Source organism: uncultured Holdemanella sp., assembly GCF_958348295.1.
In the GTDB taxonomy this organism is placed as follows: domain Bacteria; phylum Bacillota_I; class Bacilli_A; order Erysipelotrichales; family Erysipelotrichaceae; genus Holdemanella.
Genome location: NZ_CATVYQ010000013.1, coordinates 1 through 16,939, shown reverse-complemented (window position 1 = coordinate 16,939; position 16,939 = coordinate 1). Strand labels below are relative to the sequence as shown.

Below are 16,939 nucleotides of genomic sequence, written 5' to 3'. Positions count from 1 at the left end.
AATGTATATGAATTCAAAAATAAAACGAATTCTTGACTTCTCAACTGCCTTTGGACCAAGTGGCATGGAAGATGAAGTATCTAAATTGGCCATGGATGATGTCAAAGACATTTGTGAAGTTCATGATGACACAATGCGTAATACATATATGCATTTTAAACAAGATAAAGAACATGAGACAACCATTCTTTTGGATGCACATGCAGATGAAGTTGGATTTATTGTGCAAGCAATCAAGCCAAATGGTACAATCCGCTTTTTACCATTAGGTGGATGGGATCCAAAAAACATCGTATCTGGTGAAGTCTGGATTTTAAATGATAGAGGTGAAAAAGTATCTGGCATTGTTGCAAGTCAACCTGTTCATTTTTTATCAGAAGCAAAACGTAATGGAAAAGTAGATTTTGATGATTTAGTCATCGACGTAGGAGCTACAAGTGCTACAGAAGTTAAGGAAGATTTCCATATTTCTGTGGGTAACTTCATGTGTCCTGCCGTCACTTGTAAATATGATGAAGCGCACAAGATCTTCTTAGGTAAAGCTTTTGATTGTCGTATTGGATGTGCAGCTGTAATGGATGTTCTTCACCAATTAAAAGATGTAAATCACAACATTGAAGCCACATTAACCACGCAAGAAGAAGTGGGTGAAAGGGGTATGGATACGGCCATTAAAAACTTACATCCAAATATTGCGATTTGTTTCGAAGGATGTCCAAGTGATGATACTTTTGAACAAGACTATATGATTCAATCTGCCTTAAAAAAAGGTCCAATGTTACGTTGGTTTGACCGTTCTTATATCACAAGTCCTCGTTTTATGCGCTATGCGATCGACTTAGCTCACGAAAAGAACATTCCTGTACAAGAAAGTGTAAGAAAAGGTGGAGGAACCAATGCGGGTATCACACACCGCTATAACATTCCAACCATTATCATTGGTATTCCTGTTCGTTTTGCGCATGCTTCATTTGGCATTTGTTCAGAAGAAGATTATGACAACGCTGTAAAACTTGCGGTTGAAATCATTAAAAATATCGATGCCGAAACAATTCGAGGATTCTAGAATGGAAAAATCGCCGTTGTAACAGATACAGGTTCAAATTTATCTTTTGCGCAGGCAAAAGAATTAGGAATCTATCTACTCCCTTTACAGATCACAATCGATGAAACAACCTATCAAGATACATTAGAAATTTCTACCCAAGATATATATAAAGAATTAGCGAATGGTAAAATGCCAAAAACAAGTATGGCTGCTTATCAAAAAATTTATGACTTATTTGAAGAACTAAAAAAAGAATATGACACTGTGTTTGCCGTTCCTTTGACAAATGGATTATCCACAAATGCTTCGACCATGCAAAGTATTGCACGTGAACTCGAAATGAATGTACATGTCATTGATATGTATGCAACATGCGCACTTGAAAAACATATTGCGATCTGGATCAAGAAGTTAGTGGATGAAAATAAGTCTTCAGAAGAGATTTTAAAGATCATTCAACCTGCTATTGATGAATCCAACTCATTGATTCTTGTCAAAAATCTTCAACATTTAAAACGCGGTGGAAGATTAACACCTATGGCTGCTACACTTGCGGGTTTATTAAAGATCTATCCTGTTTTACATATAAATAAAAGTACAGAAGGTAGAATTGATGTTTTAAATAAAGTTCGTACAGAAAAAAGAGCCGATGCCTATGCGATCGATAAAGTTATTGATGATATTGATATCGAACATACAGTTATCTATATTATTCATTCGGATTTTCTAGAGGGTGCCAACCATTTTAAAAAATGTTTTATCGAAAAAGGTGTACCTGAACAAAATATTCATATAGACTATATTAGTTCTGTAATTGCCGTACATACAGGTCTTGGTTGTATCGCAATACAATATATAAGAGAGGAAAACTAAAGCATGGAAACAAAAAATATTTTAATCACAATGAAAAATGGAGATCAAATCAAAGCTGAATTATATCCTGAGATTGCTCCTGAAACAGTTCAAAACTTTTTAAATCTAATTGAAAAGAAATTCTATGATGGACTTACTTTCCACCGTGTTATCAAAGGATTTATGATTCAAGGTGGATGCCCTATTGGAAATGGTACTGGTGGTCCAGGTTATACAATTCATGGTGAGTTCGCATCCAATGGATTTAAAAATGATTTAAAACACACTCGTGGAGTTTTATCTATGGCACGTGCTATGGATCCAAATAGTGCTGGAAGTCAATTCTTCATTATGCACCAGGATGCACCTCATTTAGATGGTGAATATGCTGCGTTTGGAAAAGTGATTGAAGGTATGGAAAATGTGGATAAAATTGCGAAGACCCCTACTACATTCAATGACCGTCCAAGAAATCCTCAAGTGATTGATACAATCACACTTGTTGACTAATGACGCTGCAACAATTGCGCTACGTGATCCAGGTCGTTGAATCTGGATCTTTTAATTCCGCAGCTAAAGCCTTATTTATTTCACAACCATCTTTATCAAAAGCCATTCATGATTTAGAAGAAGAAATGTCCATCTGTTTATTTGTTCGTACGAACAAAGGTATTTTACTTTCTGAACAAGGTGAAAAGTTTTTAGGATACGCTAGACAAGTCATTGAACAAGCAAACTTACTTGAAGAACAATATAAAAATACAGTTCCAACAAGGACTGTATTCGCAATTTCAAGTCAACATTATGCCTTTGTGGTCAATGCATTTGTTGCCTTAGTTAAAGAGTACAATCAAAGTGAATATGAATTTTCTTTAAGAGAACAAAGAACGTATGACATTATTGAAGATGTAAAAAATCATCGTAGTCAATTGGGTATACTTTATCTTTCTCATTTCAATCGTGAAGTTATTCAAAGTATTTTAAAGAAAGAACATTTAACATTCACAAAACTATTTGAGGCTAGACCGCATGTCTTTGTATCTAAGACAAATCCTTTATCCAATAAAAGAACAGTAAAAATGGAAGATTTAGAAAACTATCCTCGCTTAACATATGAACAAGGAATCAATAATTCATTTTATTTTTCAGAAGAATTACACAGTACTCAACCATCTAAAAAGAGTATTGTGGTTTGTGATCGTGCCACATTATTCAACTTATTGATTGGACTTGACGGATATACGATTTCTTCAGGTATCTTAAGCACGGATTTAAATGGAGACAACATTGTATCTATTCCACTTGATAGTGATGAAGTCATGGAAATTGGATATATTAGTGATGGAGTCTTATCCAATATGTCAAAAAACTATCTAAATCATTTAATTCAATATATTGAAAAGACCAAGTGAAATTGGTCTTTTATTATAGTTTTTCCCTATAACAACCTAAAGAATATTTCGATTATTCTATAGACTACAAATGTGATAGACTAAATCCATACGAAAGTTGAGGAATTTAATTATGACAGTTCAAACACCCTATAAATATGATGTAGTAGGAAGTTTTTTAAGACCCGAAAAACTAAAACAGGCTCGTAAAGATTATGAGGCAAAGAAAATCTCAAAAGCAGAATTGAAGTCAGTTGAAGATGCATGCATTACAGATTTAATTCAAAAAGAAAAGGCGGCCGGACTTCATGTCATCACAGATGGTGAGTTCAGACGTGCGACTTGGCACTTGGATTTTATGTGGGGATTTGATGGCGTATCGCATACACCAACAAAAACAGGTCTTCCTTTCCATGATGAAGCCGCTATGATTGATGATACATATATCACTGGAAAAGTGGGTGTAAGTGGTATCCATCCTTTTGTAGAACATTTTAAATTTGTGAAACAATTTGAAGACGAAAATACCATTGCCAAACAAACAATTCCAGCTCCAGCCCAATTCTTAGAACAAATGATTCTTCCTTTTGCGCTAGAAAACACAAGAAAATATTATGAAGATACAGAAGAATTGGTACAAGATATTGCGAATGGATATAAAGTTGTAATCAAACAATTATATGATGCAGGATGTCGATGCATTCAATTCGATGATTGTTCATGGGGTATGTTGGTAGATGAAAAAGCGCCATTATTTTTCCAAACGGATCAAGAAGGTTTATTAAAGGTACAAGAATTGTTCTTGCGCATCAACAATCTTGCGATTGAAGATAAACCAGAAGATCTAACAATCAATACACATGTTTGTCGTGGTAATTTCCACTCTACTTATGCTTCAAGTGGTGCCTATGATGCCGTCGCAAAAACATTATTTGCGAAAGAAAATGTTCATGCCTATTTCTTAGAATTTGATGATGCTCGCTCTGGTGGATTTGAGCCATTAAAAGAGGTCACACCAGATAAAAAAGTTGTGCTTGGTTTAGTTACGACAAAATCAGCCAAATTAGAAGACAAAGAAACGGTGATTGCTCGTATTAAAGAAGCAAGTCAATATGTCCCATTAGAAAACTTGTGTCTAAGCCCACAATGTGGATTTGCGTCATGTGAAATTGGAAATAAATTAACAGAAGATGAACAATGGGCTAAAGTTAAATTGGTTAAAGAAATAGCAGAAGAAGTCTGGGGTTAATTCCAGATTTCTTTTTATTATAGTTTTTACCTATAGCAACATAAAGATTTTTTCAATTATTCTATAGTCTACAAATGTGATAGACTTAACTCACACGAAAGTTGAGGAATTAATTATGACAGTACAACCACCTTTTAAATATGATGTAGTAGGAAGCTTTTTACGTCCTGACTACCTTAAAAAAGCTAGAGAAGAGTTTGCGAATAAAACAATTGACGCCAATCAATTAAAGGCCGTTGAAGATAAAGCCATCCTAGAGTTAGTCACAAAAGAAAAAGAAGTCGGACTTCAAGCCGTTACGGATGGAGAATTTAGAAGAAGATATTGGCATTTAGATTTTCTTGCAGATCTAGATGGTGTTGAAGAAATCAAAGCTGATCATTGGTCTGTACACTTTAAGGGCCATCAGCCTAAAGCAGCCACATTAAAGATCACAGATAAAATTGATTTTAATAACCATCCATTTTTAGAACACTTCAAATACTTAAATAGTATTGCACAAGGAACGCTTTGTAAGATGACAATTCCATCTCCATCTATGCTTCATTTGATTTGTTGCGTACGTAGTGAAGAATATACACCAATCAAACGTTATGAAGATATGGATGTGTTATATCACGATATTGCGATTGCTTATCAAAAGGCTATTCGTGCATTTTATGATGCTGGGTGTAGATATTTACAATTGGATGATACTTCTTGGGGAGAATTCTGTGATGCTAATAAGCGAAAAGCCTACAAGGAGCGCGGTCTTGATTTAGATAAAATTGCTAAATCCTATGTAGATATGATCAATCTAGCCTTAGAGGAAAAACCAGAAGACATGACAATCACAATGCATATTTGTAGAGGAAACTTCAGATCTACTTGGTTTTCATCAGGTGGTTATGAACCTGTTGCCGAAATTTTATTTGGTCATTGTAAAGTAGATGGATTTTTCCTAGAATACGATTCAGAAAGATCTGGTGATTTTAGTCCTCTTCGTTTTATTAAAGATCAAAAAGTCGTTCTTGGATTGATTACTTCAAAGTTTGCGCAACTCGAAGATAAAGAAGAAATAAAGAAAAGAATTTAAGAAGCTGAACAATATGTAAAAAAAGAACAACTTTGTCTAAGCCCACAATGCGGTTTTTCTTCAACTGAAGAAGGAAATATCATGACAGAAGATGAACAATGGGCTAAAGTTAAATTGGTTAAAGAAATAGCAGAAGAAGTCTGGGGTTAATTCCAGACTTCTTTTTTTCGTATAAATTTTTTTACATTCAATGTTACAAGCGTTAATATATATGGAATGAGACATATATTTAAAATCACATAGATAATTTCATACCATCTTAAATGGACGATGTAGAAAAAGTTTTGACATAAAATCATGGAACCTATAAAAATCATACACATGATCGTGACTAATATTTTTCTCATAAGTGTCATCGGTACACATACGCGTCTCAATACCATTAGTGCATTGACTCCAGCAAGAATTGTACACATTGTTGAATACTCACCTGGTGAAATTTTTACAAAATGGTCTAGAATCGACACTCCAATTACACTGCATATAACGCATATAGCTCCTGGCAATGCTTTTGAGATGACATTTTGAAGAAAGTTACCTTTCACTCGATTTCCATTTGGTTCTAGTGTTAATACAAAGCTAGGTATTCCTGTTGCCAAGGCAGAAATCAAAGTTAACTGGATGGGTTTAAATGGATAGTTCTTTAAACATATCAATGTCAACAAGGATAGTCCAACTGAAAAAAGTGTTTTAACTAGAAACAAAGATGCTGTTCTTTGAATATTATTAATGACACATCGTCCTTGATACAAAATGGCAGGCAATGCATTCATTTGATCTTTTAATAAAACTAAACTTGCCACACTTTTACAAGCTTGTGAACCAGATCCCATCGCAATCGAACAATCAGCTTCTTTTAATGCCATAACATCATTAACGCCATCTCCTGTCATTGCGACAGTTTTATTTCTTTTCTTTAATGCCAAAACAAGTTCTTTCTTTTGTTCGGGAGTCACACGTCCAAATATTGAATAGGAATCGACAACAGAATCCACATTCTTTACAGTGGACATATCGATACTTTTCGAAGTAAAGCCTGCTTTTCTAGCTAGAGCTTCAACTGTTTTTGGATCATCTCCCGAAATCAATTTAATGTCCACACCTTGTTTTTTAAAGAAATTCAATGTATCTTTGGCATCGTGCCTTAATTCATCACGCAAACATATATAAGCTAAAACAACATCATCTTTCATCAACACAATAACGCGCATAGCTTGAGATGTATAAGATTCAATATGTTCTTCTACTTTTGAATCTATTTCTTTGGCAATATAAGAATAGGCACCTAGTTTATATTCTCCATCTTCAAATGTCACACTTGAATATTTTCTTTGACTTGAAAATGGCAGAAAAGATACGACTTTATTATGATTTCTTGTCTTAAAATGACTTCTTAGTGCAAGTGCTGTCGCATTTTCATCAGGTAAAGTCTGCATCATATCGCCTAGAATTCCATCAATATTTTTAATTTCTTCTACATGACATACACTTAGCTTTCCTTGTGTTAGTGTGCCTGTTTTATCTAAACAAAGAGTATCTGTTCTTGCGAGTGTTTCAATGCAATAGAGTTCTTGAACTAAAACGCTCTGTTTACCAAGTTTAAATGAACTGATAGCTAAGGCAACACTTGTCAAAAAGACAAGTCCTTCAGGAATCATGCCTACAACGGCTGCCACTGTATTTAAGGTAGCTGTTGTATAATTGGTCTTGATCAATTGTTTAATAAACAAGGCACATCCAAGTGGAATTAAAATGTATGTACACCATTTAATAATGGTGTCAATTGAATCTCGAAGTTGACTTGGATATTTTTTAAAGCGTTTGGCATGTTTTAAAATCGAATAGGCATACGTATCTTGTCCTACTTTGTCTACTTTCATCAAACATTTTCCTGAAACTACAAAGCTTCCACTAAGTAGTGAAGAACTTTCTTGTTTATATATCGCATCACTTTCTCCCGTCAACATGGATTCATCACATTCAATACTTCCAGATACGATATGACCATCAAAACTGATTTCATCCCCTGCATATAAGACTACAAGATCATTAACTTCAATGTCTTCAACAGCTAATTCACTTTCAATATCATTTCGAAGCACATGAATCTTTGGCTGATTTAATAAAGAAAGCTTATCTAGCATTCGTTTAGATCGTATTTCTTGAAAGAGTCCAATCAGCATATTTAAAATGACGGTAATCATAAAAAGCATATTGCGATAGGAGCCCGTAAAAAATACGAATATTGCGAGTACTATATTGATTCCGTTAAATAAAGTAAATACATGTTGTTTAATGATATCTTTATAACTTTTTGATAAATTTGATGAGTTGTGCATATACCTATTGTACTACCTTTAAGCATGCAAAATAATTAAGTTTTTATTAAAAATGATACGACAATAGCCGTATCATTCAATCGATTCTAATGGAGTATTTGCAAGCGTAACAGCTTGGGCATAAGATGTAATTGCCAAGTTGGATTCAATGGCTTTTTGTAGACAGAACATCAATAGTCTTGTATCAAATGCCTGTAAGTCTTTATCGAAATTAATGGCTGGATATCTTGATAGATGATCCAATAATGCATCTACATCTTTTTTTATATGTTTAGTAGAAATACCTGTCACAACAACATTTTCTTGTTTAACAGCCTTTAAACCATTCAATAAAGCCACATAAGGCTTGTCCGGTCTTTGCACAAGCATCACCTTATTTTTAGGTGATGAAGCAAGTCTTAGTGTCCATACACTTTTGCAACTTACAACGATTTGTGTGCAGTTTTCATCATTCGCAAACAAATCAATTGTTTCTAATAATTTATCATAAGTATCTTCTACTTCTTTACAATCATCAAATACCAAAGCCGAATATTCCATCTTTATACCTATCCTTTCAAATCTTCAGGTAAAGTTATTTTTTTATTTGTGAAACTTGATAAAACAACCTTTACTTTTATATCAGAAAACCATTCAACAAGTTGTGCATCATCTGTTGCCTGCACTTGTTTATCTCGTGCAAGCCTATGACACTCTTTAATCAAATCGGTTTTAAAGCATTGTGGTGTCTGCGCATGATATACAAGTTTTCTTTCTAATGATTCTTTCACATATCCATCCACAACAATTTTTGTGGTATCCACACTTGGAACCATTAATAAACAAGCCGATTCTGTTTCTAATGTTTGTTTCAAATCAAAAATCCAATTCTTTTCAACAAAAGGTCTAGCCCCATCATGAATCATAACATAATCCTGATCAACAACTTGTAAGCCATTATAGACACTATCTTGCCGTGTTTTTCCTCCTGTTACAACTTGGATTCTTGAATCATATGTATAATGTTCATTCACATAATCTTTTTCATAATCAGCACAAACTAAAACCACTTGTTTACATTCATCATCTGATAAAAAAACAGACAGACTCTTATTTAACACAGTTTGTCCATTTTCGAAAGTATAAAATACTTTATTATAATCTAGATTCGTACGACTGCCTCTTCCAGCAGCTAAAACAATCACACTGTAGTTCATGCATCCATTATATCAAATTTTCTTAACAATGGATAAAAAAATTGGAAGATTAAACTTCCAATTCTATAACCTCTTGTTCCTTCAAAGATTTTTTCATATCAATAAGCCTTTGATTTCTTGAACCACGAAATGCCAATGTGATATCTTTTTCTTCTTCCTTAAATGGGCCATCTACTAAAACATCTAATAAAGATAACATTTCATCGGTTACTTCACAATGTTTTCTTCCCCCATCCAATAAGTCTTGATCAAGAATAAATCCCGTAAATGACCAAATATTCTTTTTTGGCAACTCTTTATGAACACGACGAAGAAGTTTTACGAGTTCTCTTTGGTTTTCTGGCTCAAACGGTTCTCCTCCAAGTAATGTCAAACCTGCAATATGACTCGGTTTTAAAGCTTCAATAATTTCATTTTCCGTTTCCTTTGTATAAGGCTTACCATAATCAAAGTTCCATGTTTCTGGTTGGAAACAATTCTTACAATGATTTGTACACCCTGATACAAATAGTGTTACACGAACACCTTTACCATTTGCGATATCATTCTTTTTTATATTTCCATAGTACATTTTGGGTTACCTCCTAAAAAAGAGCTAGAAAACTAGCTCTTATAAGTGTAGTACTCTTTCTTTGATTTCTTGTGTTCTTCCTTGGTTCCAGAACTGAGTTCCAATATATCCACAAGTACGACGAGCCACATTCATTTTTTCTTGGTCACGATTGCCACAATTTGGACATTCCCAAACTAATTTGTGGTTCTCATCTTCTACAATTTTGATTTCACCCGTATATCCACATACTTGGCAATAGTCTGATTTTGTATTTAATTCCGCATACATAATATGATTATAAATATGTTTCATAATTGCCAATACTGCATCAATATTATTTTCCATATTTGGAACTTCTACATAACTAATAGCTCCACCTGGAGAAAGTTTTTGGAATTGTGATTCAAACGATAATTTTGTAAATGCATCAATTTCTTCCGTTACATGAACATGATAACTATTTGTGATGTAGTTTTTATCTGTTACATGAGGAATAATTCCAAAACGTTCTTGTAGATGTTTAGAGAATTTAAATGTCGTTGATTCCATTGGAGTTCCATATAATGAGAAATCAATATTTTCTTCAGCCTTCCATTTAGCACATGCATCATTTAAATACTGCATAACTTTTAATCCAAATGATGTTCCTGGTTCCTCAGTATGAGGATGTCCTGTCATATAATATACACATTCACATAATCCGGCATAACCTAATGAAATTGTAGAATATCCACCAAACAATAATTTATCGATTGGTTCCCCTTTTTTCAAACGAGCCAATGCACCATTTTGCCATAAAATAGGTGCTACATCACTTGGTGTTCCTAGTAATCTTTCATGACGGCACATCAATGCTTTTTTACATAAAGCTAATCTTTCGTCCATAATTCTCCAGAATGCTTCTTCATCATGCTTACTTGAACAAGCTACATCCACTAAGTTCAAAGTCACAACACCCTGGTTAAAACGACCATAGTATTTTGGCTTACCATTTTCATCTAAATATGTAGTTAAGAATGAACGACATCCCATACATGGATAACAATGCCCTTCACCATTCACATCCACTTTCAATTCCAACATTTTCTTTTCAGAAATATAATCTGGAACCATACGCTTAGCTGTACATCTTGCAGCTAATTCTGTTAAATACCAATATTTTGAACCTTCTTCAATATTATTTTCTTCAAGAACATAAATCAATTTAGGGAATGCTGGTGTGATCCAAATACCCTTTTCATTTTTAACACCCTTGATTCTTTGTTTCAACATCTCTTCAATAATAATAGCTAAATCATCACGAGTCTGTCCTTCTGGCACTTCATTCAAATACATGAATACAGTTACGAATGGAGCTTGTCCATTTGTCGTCATCAATGTGATGACCTGATATTGAATCATCTGTACACCTTTTTCGATTTCTTTACGAACACGCATCTCTGCCATTTTATTTACAGTTTCTTCTGAAGAATCTAGATTTAACGATTCCAATTCTTCTTTTACTTCACGACGCGCCTTTTCTCTTGAAACCTGCACAAAAGGAGCTAAATGAGAAAGTGTAATACTTTGACCTCCATATTGTGAACTTGCGACTTGTGCAATAATTTGTGTAGCTACATTACATGCGGTAGAAAAACTATGTGGTTTTTCAATCATAGTTTCAGAGATAACTGTTCCATTTTGTAGCATATCATCCAAGTTTACTAAGCAACAATTGTGCATATGTTGCGCAAAATAATCGGAATCATGGAAATGAATAATTCCTTGTTCGTGTGCTTCCATAACATCTTGAGGTAATAAGAAGCGCTTTGTGATATCCTTTGAAACTTCACCAGCCATATAATCACGTTGAACGCTATTTACTAATGGGTTTTTATTTGAATTTTCCTGTTTCACTTCTTCATTATTACGTTCAAGCAAAGACATAATTTGCTTATCTGTTGAATTTGCCTTACGAACTAAAGCACGCTCATAACGATATGTAATATAGTTGTGAGCTACCGCAAAACAACGATGCTCCATCAATTCACCCTCAACCATATCTTGAATTTCTTCAACATTTGGGCTTCTCTTTAAATTTTCACATTTATCGACAACACTTTGCGTAACAGTATGAATCAATTCGTCTGTCATTTGATTATGTGTAGTTGCTTTATTTGCTTTTTTGATTGCATTTTCAATTTTTGCTGGATCAAAAACGACTTCTTCTCCACTTCTTTTAATTACTTTCATATAATTCCTCCTAAAATAGTTGAAGGTTCAACTATTTTTAATGACTATCTTAAGTATACTTATATTTTTTTCTAAAACAAGACTTTACTTTCCTACAAAATAATGCTTGAGCGATACATAAAGCAAACCGGTTTCTTAATTTTTTAAGCTCAACTAATTTGTATAAGTTTTTTATTTTTTTAAATATTTTGTACAACCCTCCTTTATTCATAAGATACCTCTTATACAGACATCATTTATGTCAATTTTATTTTTTTGATATTTCATGTTAAATTCACATATACTTGATACAATATAAGAAAGAAAAGGAGATTATATTATGGATTACAAAATCAAAGGGGATTCAGATTGTCCTATCGTTGAAATCAATTTACAAAATAAGGAAACAGTAAAAATCGAAAGAGGCTCAATGGCCTACATGTCTAATGTTACAATTGAAGGTAAAATGAACAGCAATAAAAAAGGCCTTGGCGGCGTATTAGGTGCTATTGGCCGAAGCCTTACAAGCGGTGAAAGCATGTTTATCACAGAAGCCACAGGAACCAATTATGATGGATTACTTGGAATTGCACCTTCTATTCCAGGAAAAATCATTTGTTTAGAAGTCAATTCACAAAATCACTACTATTTAAACAATGGAGCTTTTCTAGCCTGCGATAATAGTGTGAGCTATGAAATGAAAACTCAAAGCGTAGGAAAAGCATTGTTTGGTGGAACAGGTGGATTCTTTGTCATGCATACATTTGGTCAAGGAGACCTTTTGATCAATGCGTATGGGGATATTATGGAAATCAATGTGGATGATGCACATCCAATCACAATTGACAATGAACATGTTGTCGCATGGGATGATTCTTTAGATTATGAAATCAAGATTGCTTCCGGAACCTTTGGATTTACAACTGGTGAAGGATTAGTTAACGTATTCCATGGCAACGGAAAAGTATACATTCAATCTCGTAATCTTCATTCCCTTGCCGATGCATTATTACCATTCATTCCTCAAAGCAAAGACTAAAAAAGCGTGATTTTCACGCTTTTTTATTTGCAGCTATCACCTTTACAATCAATGCAAGATCGAACGCATTTATTGCCCTTTAATTTTTTGAAACTTTCTTCACTAATTGTATGTTCCATTCGACAAGCTTCTTCTTCTGCAAGAACAGGTTCTACTCCTGCATGAAGCAATTGATTTTTAAAATAAATATGTCTTTCATACACTTGACTAGCCTGCATTTGTCCTTGTTCTGTAAAAAAGATATAACCTGTTTTATCTGTATATATCAAATCTTTTTCTTTTAAGTCTTTTAAAGCATGTGAAACACTCGGCTTAGAAAAACCTAAAGCTGCGGCTACATCAATAGCACGAACATTGTCTTGTTGAGACTTTAATACATATATTGTTTCTAAATAATCTTCCTGAGATTGTGTTAGTTGCATTTCTATCCCTCCGGTTAGCTTAAACTTACCATAAAAGTATAACAAAATTTCACATAAGATTCAAAACTTTTGCACAAAAATTAAAGTTAATATACACTTATAACGTATTAGAAAATAAAAGGAGAACAAAATATGTTTAAATGTAATAAATTATTAGGCGCAGCCCTTGCAGTTGTAATGGGTGTTTCAGCTTGTGCCACAAATGTATTCGCAATCGATACATCTGTCATTGATGAAAAGTGGGGTAAACCAACCGTTGTATATGGTGGTGGTTTAACGAATGATCAAATTCAAAGCACACGTGATTTATTTGATATCAAAGATACAAACAATGTATATGAAACAAGCGTAGATGCAAACGACTTATATACTTATCTAGGTATTGCAGGTGGTAGTACATCCAGTTTAATTTCTAGTGTTATGGTACAAAAGAAAGATTCTGGAACAGGTGTAAAGGTTAAAATCATCACCGAAGACAACATCACAAAAATCACTTCAAATCAATATGCCAATGCCGCTATTACTGCCGGTGTTAGCGATGTTGAAATCGATGTAGCTTCTGTTTCAAAAGTAACTGGTGAATCTGCATTAACTGGTGTTTATAAAGCTTTAGAATCAAATGGAGAAACATTAGATTTAGATCGTACACAAGTTGCTCAGGATGAACTTGAAACAACTAATGAAATTGCCGAAAACAATGCAGATAATTCTAATTTTGATTCAGGACGCTTAGATCAAGCTATGGTTGAAATCAAAAAAGAACTTGCCGAAATCAAGCAAAATCAAGGTAGTGCAGCAACAGCAGAACAGGTTGAACAAGTTGTAACCGATGCATTAAAAAAATTTAATTTAAGCGATATCATCTCACAAGATGACATCAATAAATTAATTGAATTCGCGAAAAAATATCAAAATACTTCTGCCATTGATTCACAAGAAGTATTGAAACAATTAAACAAATTATCTGGTAGCTTAAAAAACCAATTATCAGGTCTATTAGATAAAGCTCAATCTGAAGGATGGTTTGATAAAATCATCAACTTTATCAAAAGTTTATTTAACTAAAATAAGGAAGTCTTAAGCGACTTCCTTTTCATTTGCCATACGATAAATATCAAGCATATCTGTTTCATCCAATTCTTTAAATTTTCCAAGTGTACGCGTATGCTCAAAACTACATTTATAAGTTAATTCATATAATTCAGGCTCCGTGCATTTACGATTCAACAATTCTTGAATACTTGTAGGCATGCCAATCGATTTAAAGAATTCTTCCATTTTTTCAATTGTATCCAACGCACACGATAACGTATCTGCATCATCTAAACCAAACACGCGATGACCTAGTTTTGCAAAACGCATTGGATTTTCCATATACACATGATTTGCCCAACTATCCCAAATAGCTGCAAGACCTGCTCCATGAGCCACATTAAACATGCCACTCAATTCATGTTCTAAGCCATGACAAGCCCAGTCACCTAAAGTTCTATCTCCTGTCATGCCATTATGAGATACACTACCAGCCCACATAATCTCACTTCGAGCTTGTTCATTAGTAGGATCTTCTAATAAAATTTTTGCGTTTTTAATGACAGTACAAATCAAACTCTCCGCCATTTGATCCACTAAATCCAATGTTTCGAATGGCGTAAAATACCTTTCAAGTGTATGCATAATTATATCTGTACATCCACACATTGTTTGATACTTTGATACAGTATATGTTAATTCTGGATTCAAAATCGAAAATTTAAAATACCCAAAATCACTAGCTAATCCACGCTTTAAATTTCCATCTTCATTCGTAATAACGCTTGAACCACTCATTTCACTACCCGTTGCTGCAAGTGTAAGGATGCATCCCATAGGTAAAGCTCCTTTTATTTTTTTCTTTTTGGCATAATAATCCCAAACATTGCCTTCATTATAGACACCATAAGCAATACCCTTGCTTGAATCGAGTACACTACCACCGCCGACAGCTAAAATAAAATCAACACCTTCTTCTTTACAAACTTGAATACCTTCATTTACCTTAGAAAGTAAAGGATTCGCTACAACACCACCACACAAACAATAAGCAATATTTTCTTCATTCAATGCCTTTTTTACACGATCCAACAGACCAGACTTAATGGCACTTTGACCTCCATAATGAATCAGCACTTTTGTCGGATGAAATTCCTTTAAAATCTTTCCAACCTTTTTTTCCTCATCTTTTCCAAAATAAACTTTTGTTGGTGCATAATACTTAAAATTTTCCATAAATACTCCTTTAAATCTTTTTCATTGAAATTGCTTCAATCAATAAGCTTATACCAGCTACAATCAAATAGGCTGCAATAACATAGTTGACAACTAAAGCACTTTGGAATGGCATTACCATAAAAATAATACCCAACAACAAATTAACCAAACCTGTAAAGCTCAAATAATTGGTATTTATCACTCTAAAAAAGCTTAACTTTGATCCCCAAGTCATTTTTTGAATTCCGTTCACCAATAAAACAAACGCAAACAAGAATGTTAAAGTACTCACCGTAATGGTCACTGGCATTGTATACAACAAACAGCCTAATAAGATGTTTAAGATTCCACTGACTAACCACATAGCGTCTTTAAAAAAGAAAGTGGTAGTAATATATGAATAGATTTCATAAGCTCCCCATATTATCAGGCCAATAGCAGCAATCATCTGAATGGTAGTGAACACTTTTTCTGGAAACGCAAAACATAGAATGCCAATAAGAATCAATACTATACTCAATATTATACTCGTTCTTTTTACTTTTTTATACCTTTCATTCCATTGTGTTGTAAATTCATCAATATAATTATAATCTGAATCAAACCATTTCATTTAAAACATCTCCTTTAACTGATTTCAGTATAACACCACTTTTAGCACTTTCAACACAATAGTGCTAGACATATTTCGATATCTGTCTAATATTGTAAATTCAATGTATCAATGATACACTTTTATTTGTCGAAAAAAAGGAGACTTATATGCTAAAAAAATACTTGATTGTGTTTTTTGTATCAATGGTACCACTCATTGAACTTCGTGGAGCTATTCCAATTGCCGCTGGAATGGGATTACCATTTGTACAATATTATATTATTGCGATTATCGGGAATATGATTCCTGTTCCATTTATCTATTTCTTTGCCAGAAAAATATTAATTTGGGGAGCAGGCAAACCTGTTATTGGAAACTTTTTTACTTGGTGTTTAGAAAAAGGTGAAAAAGGCGGAAAAAAATTACAAGCTACGACAGGTAAAGGATTATTCGTTGCCCTACTATTATTTGTAGGTATTCCATTACCAGGCACAGGTGCATGGACTGGAACTCTTGCCGCTAGTATCTTAGACATGGATTTCAAATCAAGCATATTAGCCGTTATGTTAGGTGTCATTCTTGCAGGTATCATTATGGCTTTAGCGAGTATGGGCTTATTTGGCGCACTTGGAGCACTGTTTTAAATAGTGCTTTTTTCTTTTATTTAAAGACACATTTAATAAATTAGGATATAAAGCTAAAATCAACACTCATACAAC

Annotated in this window: 17 protein-coding genes; 9 read left to right on the top strand and 8 right to left on the bottom strand. The window is 33.7% G+C overall.

Translation table 11 applies throughout. From position 1 onward, the window contains the following. Positions 1–7: 7 nt before the first annotated feature. The 6 genes from Q3907_RS03805 to Q3907_RS03780 all read left to right on the top strand — a co-directional run bounded on the left by Q3907_RS03805 (position 8) and on the right by Q3907_RS03780 (position 5,615). Complete coding sequence (locus Q3907_RS03805; RefSeq protein ID WP_301897309.1) at positions 8–1,066, top strand: M42 family metallopeptidase; 1,059 nt, start codon at positions 8–10, stop codon at positions 1,064–1,066. 9 nt (positions 1,067–1,075) lie between these two features. Beyond that, positions 1,076–1,921 (top strand): DegV family protein, encoded by an 846-nt coding sequence (locus Q3907_RS03800; protein ID WP_301897331.1) that lies wholly within the window; start codon positions 1,076–1,078, stop codon positions 1,919–1,921. A 3-nt stretch (positions 1,922–1,924) separates the two neighbouring features. Next, positions 1,925–2,410, top strand: a complete 486-nt coding sequence (locus Q3907_RS03795) for a peptidylprolyl isomerase (RefSeq protein ID WP_295562353.1) — start codon at positions 1,925–1,927, stop codon at positions 2,408–2,410. After that, entirely contained in the window at positions 2,410–3,312 is a 903-nt protein-coding gene (locus Q3907_RS03790) for a LysR family transcriptional regulator (RefSeq protein ID WP_295642492.1), read from the top strand. Before Q3907_RS03795 ends, Q3907_RS03790 begins: the two co-directional genes overlap by 1 nt. Before the next feature lie 112 nt (positions 3,313–3,424). Next, complete coding sequence (locus tag Q3907_RS03785) at positions 3,425–4,540, top strand: 5-methyltetrahydropteroyltriglutamate--homocysteine S-methyltransferase (protein ID WP_301897307.1); 1,116 nt, start codon at positions 3,425–3,427, stop codon at positions 4,538–4,540. Between the two features lie 115 nt (positions 4,541–4,655). Continuing rightward, positions 4,656–5,615, top strand: a complete 960-nt coding sequence (locus Q3907_RS03780; RefSeq protein ID WP_301897306.1) for a 5-methyltetrahydropteroyltriglutamate--homocysteine S-methyltransferase — start codon at positions 4,656–4,658, stop codon at positions 5,613–5,615. Between the two features lie 146 nt (positions 5,616–5,761). On the opposite strand, the gene Q3907_RS03775 is transcribed toward Q3907_RS03780, so the two are convergent. The 5 genes from Q3907_RS03775 to nrdD form a co-directional block, all read right to left on the bottom strand. After that, complete coding sequence (locus tag Q3907_RS03775) at positions 5,762–7,954, bottom strand: HAD-IC family P-type ATPase (RefSeq protein ID WP_301897305.1); 2,193 nt, start codon at positions 7,952–7,954, stop codon at positions 5,762–5,764. 72 nt (positions 7,955–8,026) lie between these two features. Next, positions 8,027–8,494: a hypothetical protein gene (locus Q3907_RS03770; RefSeq protein ID WP_295642482.1), complete on the bottom strand. Its 468-nt coding sequence runs from the start codon at positions 8,492–8,494 to the stop codon at positions 8,027–8,029. An 8-nt stretch (positions 8,495–8,502) separates the two neighbouring features. Beyond that, complete coding sequence (gene ispD / locus Q3907_RS03765; protein WP_295642479.1) at positions 8,503–9,150, bottom strand: 2-C-methyl-D-erythritol 4-phosphate cytidylyltransferase; 648 nt, start codon at positions 9,148–9,150, stop codon at positions 8,503–8,505. A 49-nt stretch (positions 9,151–9,199) separates the two neighbouring features. Beyond that, complete coding sequence (nrdG, locus tag Q3907_RS03760; RefSeq protein ID WP_301897304.1) at positions 9,200–9,721, bottom strand: anaerobic ribonucleoside-triphosphate reductase activating protein; 522 nt, start codon at positions 9,719–9,721, stop codon at positions 9,200–9,202. Between the two features lie 39 nt (positions 9,722–9,760). Next, complete coding sequence (gene nrdD / locus Q3907_RS03755) at positions 9,761–11,935, bottom strand: anaerobic ribonucleoside-triphosphate reductase (RefSeq protein ID WP_301897303.1); 2,175 nt, start codon at positions 11,933–11,935, stop codon at positions 9,761–9,763. Positions 11,936–12,254: 319 nt separating this feature from the next. Between nrdD and Q3907_RS03750 the strand changes: the two genes are divergently transcribed. After that, positions 12,255–12,953, top strand: coding sequence for a TIGR00266 family protein (locus tag Q3907_RS03750; protein ID WP_301897301.1), 699 nt, complete (start codon positions 12,255–12,257; stop codon positions 12,951–12,953). A 23-nt stretch (positions 12,954–12,976) separates the two neighbouring features. Here Q3907_RS03750 and Q3907_RS03745 read toward each other — a convergent pair whose 3' ends face one another. Continuing rightward, positions 12,977–13,375 carry a metal-dependent transcriptional regulator gene (locus tag Q3907_RS03745; protein ID WP_301897299.1) on the bottom strand — a complete coding sequence of 133 codons (399 nt, stop codon included), beginning with the start codon at positions 13,373–13,375 and terminating at the stop codon, positions 12,977–12,979. Positions 13,376–13,507: 132 nt separating this feature from the next. On the opposite strand from Q3907_RS03745, the gene Q3907_RS03740 reads away from it, so the two are divergent. After that, a complete protein-coding gene (locus Q3907_RS03740) occupies positions 13,508–14,440 on the top strand; it encodes a DUF1002 domain-containing protein (protein WP_295642466.1) in 933 nt (310 codons plus the stop codon). Positions 14,441–14,452: 12 nt separating this feature from the next. On the opposite strand, the gene Q3907_RS03735 is transcribed toward Q3907_RS03740, so the two are convergent. Beyond that, on the bottom strand, positions 14,453–15,643 hold the full coding sequence (locus Q3907_RS03735) for an iron-containing alcohol dehydrogenase (protein ID WP_301897298.1): 1,191 nt from the start codon (positions 15,641–15,643) through the stop codon (positions 14,453–14,455). Between the two features lie 10 nt (positions 15,644–15,653). Continuing rightward, the gene (locus tag Q3907_RS03730) at positions 15,654–16,238 is read right to left on the bottom strand and encodes an HdeD family acid-resistance protein (RefSeq protein ID WP_295560939.1); all 585 of its coding nucleotides are present in this window, start codon (positions 16,236–16,238) and stop codon (positions 15,654–15,656) included. Between the two features lie 149 nt (positions 16,239–16,387). Here Q3907_RS03730 and Q3907_RS03725 point away from each other — a divergent pair, with 149 nt between their 5' ends. Further along, positions 16,388–16,864 (top strand): small multi-drug export protein, encoded by a 477-nt coding sequence (locus Q3907_RS03725; RefSeq protein ID WP_301897294.1) that lies wholly within the window; start codon positions 16,388–16,390, stop codon positions 16,862–16,864. Positions 16,865–16,939: the final 75 nt, after the last annotated feature.

Coding starts and splice junctions, on each gene's coding strand:
- nrdG (WP_301897304.1), bottom strand. CDS start 9,721: ATGTACTATGGAAATATAAAAAAGAATGATATCGCAAATGGTAAAGGT.
- ispD (WP_295642479.1), bottom strand. CDS start 9,150: ATGAACTACAGTGTGATTGTTTTAGCTGCTGGAAGAGGCAGTCGTACG.
- Q3907_RS03730 (WP_295560939.1), bottom strand. CDS start 16,238: ATGAAATGGTTTGATTCAGATTATAATTATATTGATGAATTTACAACA.
- Q3907_RS03775 (WP_301897305.1), bottom strand. CDS start 7,954: ATGCACAACTCATCAAATTTATCAAAAAGTTATAAAGATATCATTAAA.
- Q3907_RS03795 (WP_295562353.1), top strand. CDS start 1,925: ATGGAAACAAAAAATATTTTAATCACAATGAAAAATGGAGATCAAATC.
- Q3907_RS03770 (WP_295642482.1), bottom strand. CDS start 8,494: ATGGAATATTCGGCTTTGGTATTTGATGATTGTAAAGAAGTAGAAGAT.
- Q3907_RS03780 (WP_301897306.1), top strand. CDS start 4,656: ATGACAGTACAACCACCTTTTAAATATGATGTAGTAGGAAGCTTTTTA.
- Q3907_RS03745 (WP_301897299.1), bottom strand. CDS start 13,375: ATGCAACTAACACAATCTCAGGAAGATTATTTAGAAACAATATATGTA.
- Q3907_RS03790 (WP_295642492.1), top strand. CDS start 2,410: ATGACGCTGCAACAATTGCGCTACGTGATCCAGGTCGTTGAATCTGGA.
- Q3907_RS03785 (WP_301897307.1), top strand. CDS start 3,425: ATGACAGTTCAAACACCCTATAAATATGATGTAGTAGGAAGTTTTTTA.
- Q3907_RS03750 (WP_301897301.1), top strand. CDS start 12,255: ATGGATTACAAAATCAAAGGGGATTCAGATTGTCCTATCGTTGAAATC.
- Q3907_RS03725 (WP_301897294.1), top strand. CDS start 16,388: ATGCTAAAAAAATACTTGATTGTGTTTTTTGTATCAATGGTACCACTC.
- Q3907_RS03805 (WP_301897309.1), top strand. CDS start 8: ATGAATTCAAAAATAAAACGAATTCTTGACTTCTCAACTGCCTTTGGA.
- nrdD (WP_301897303.1), bottom strand. CDS start 11,935: ATGAAAGTAATTAAAAGAAGTGGAGAAGAAGTCGTTTTTGATCCAGCA.
- Q3907_RS03735 (WP_301897298.1), bottom strand. CDS start 15,643: ATGGAAAATTTTAAGTATTATGCACCAACAAAAGTTTATTTTGGAAAA.
- Q3907_RS03740 (WP_295642466.1), top strand. CDS start 13,508: ATGTTTAAATGTAATAAATTATTAGGCGCAGCCCTTGCAGTTGTAATG.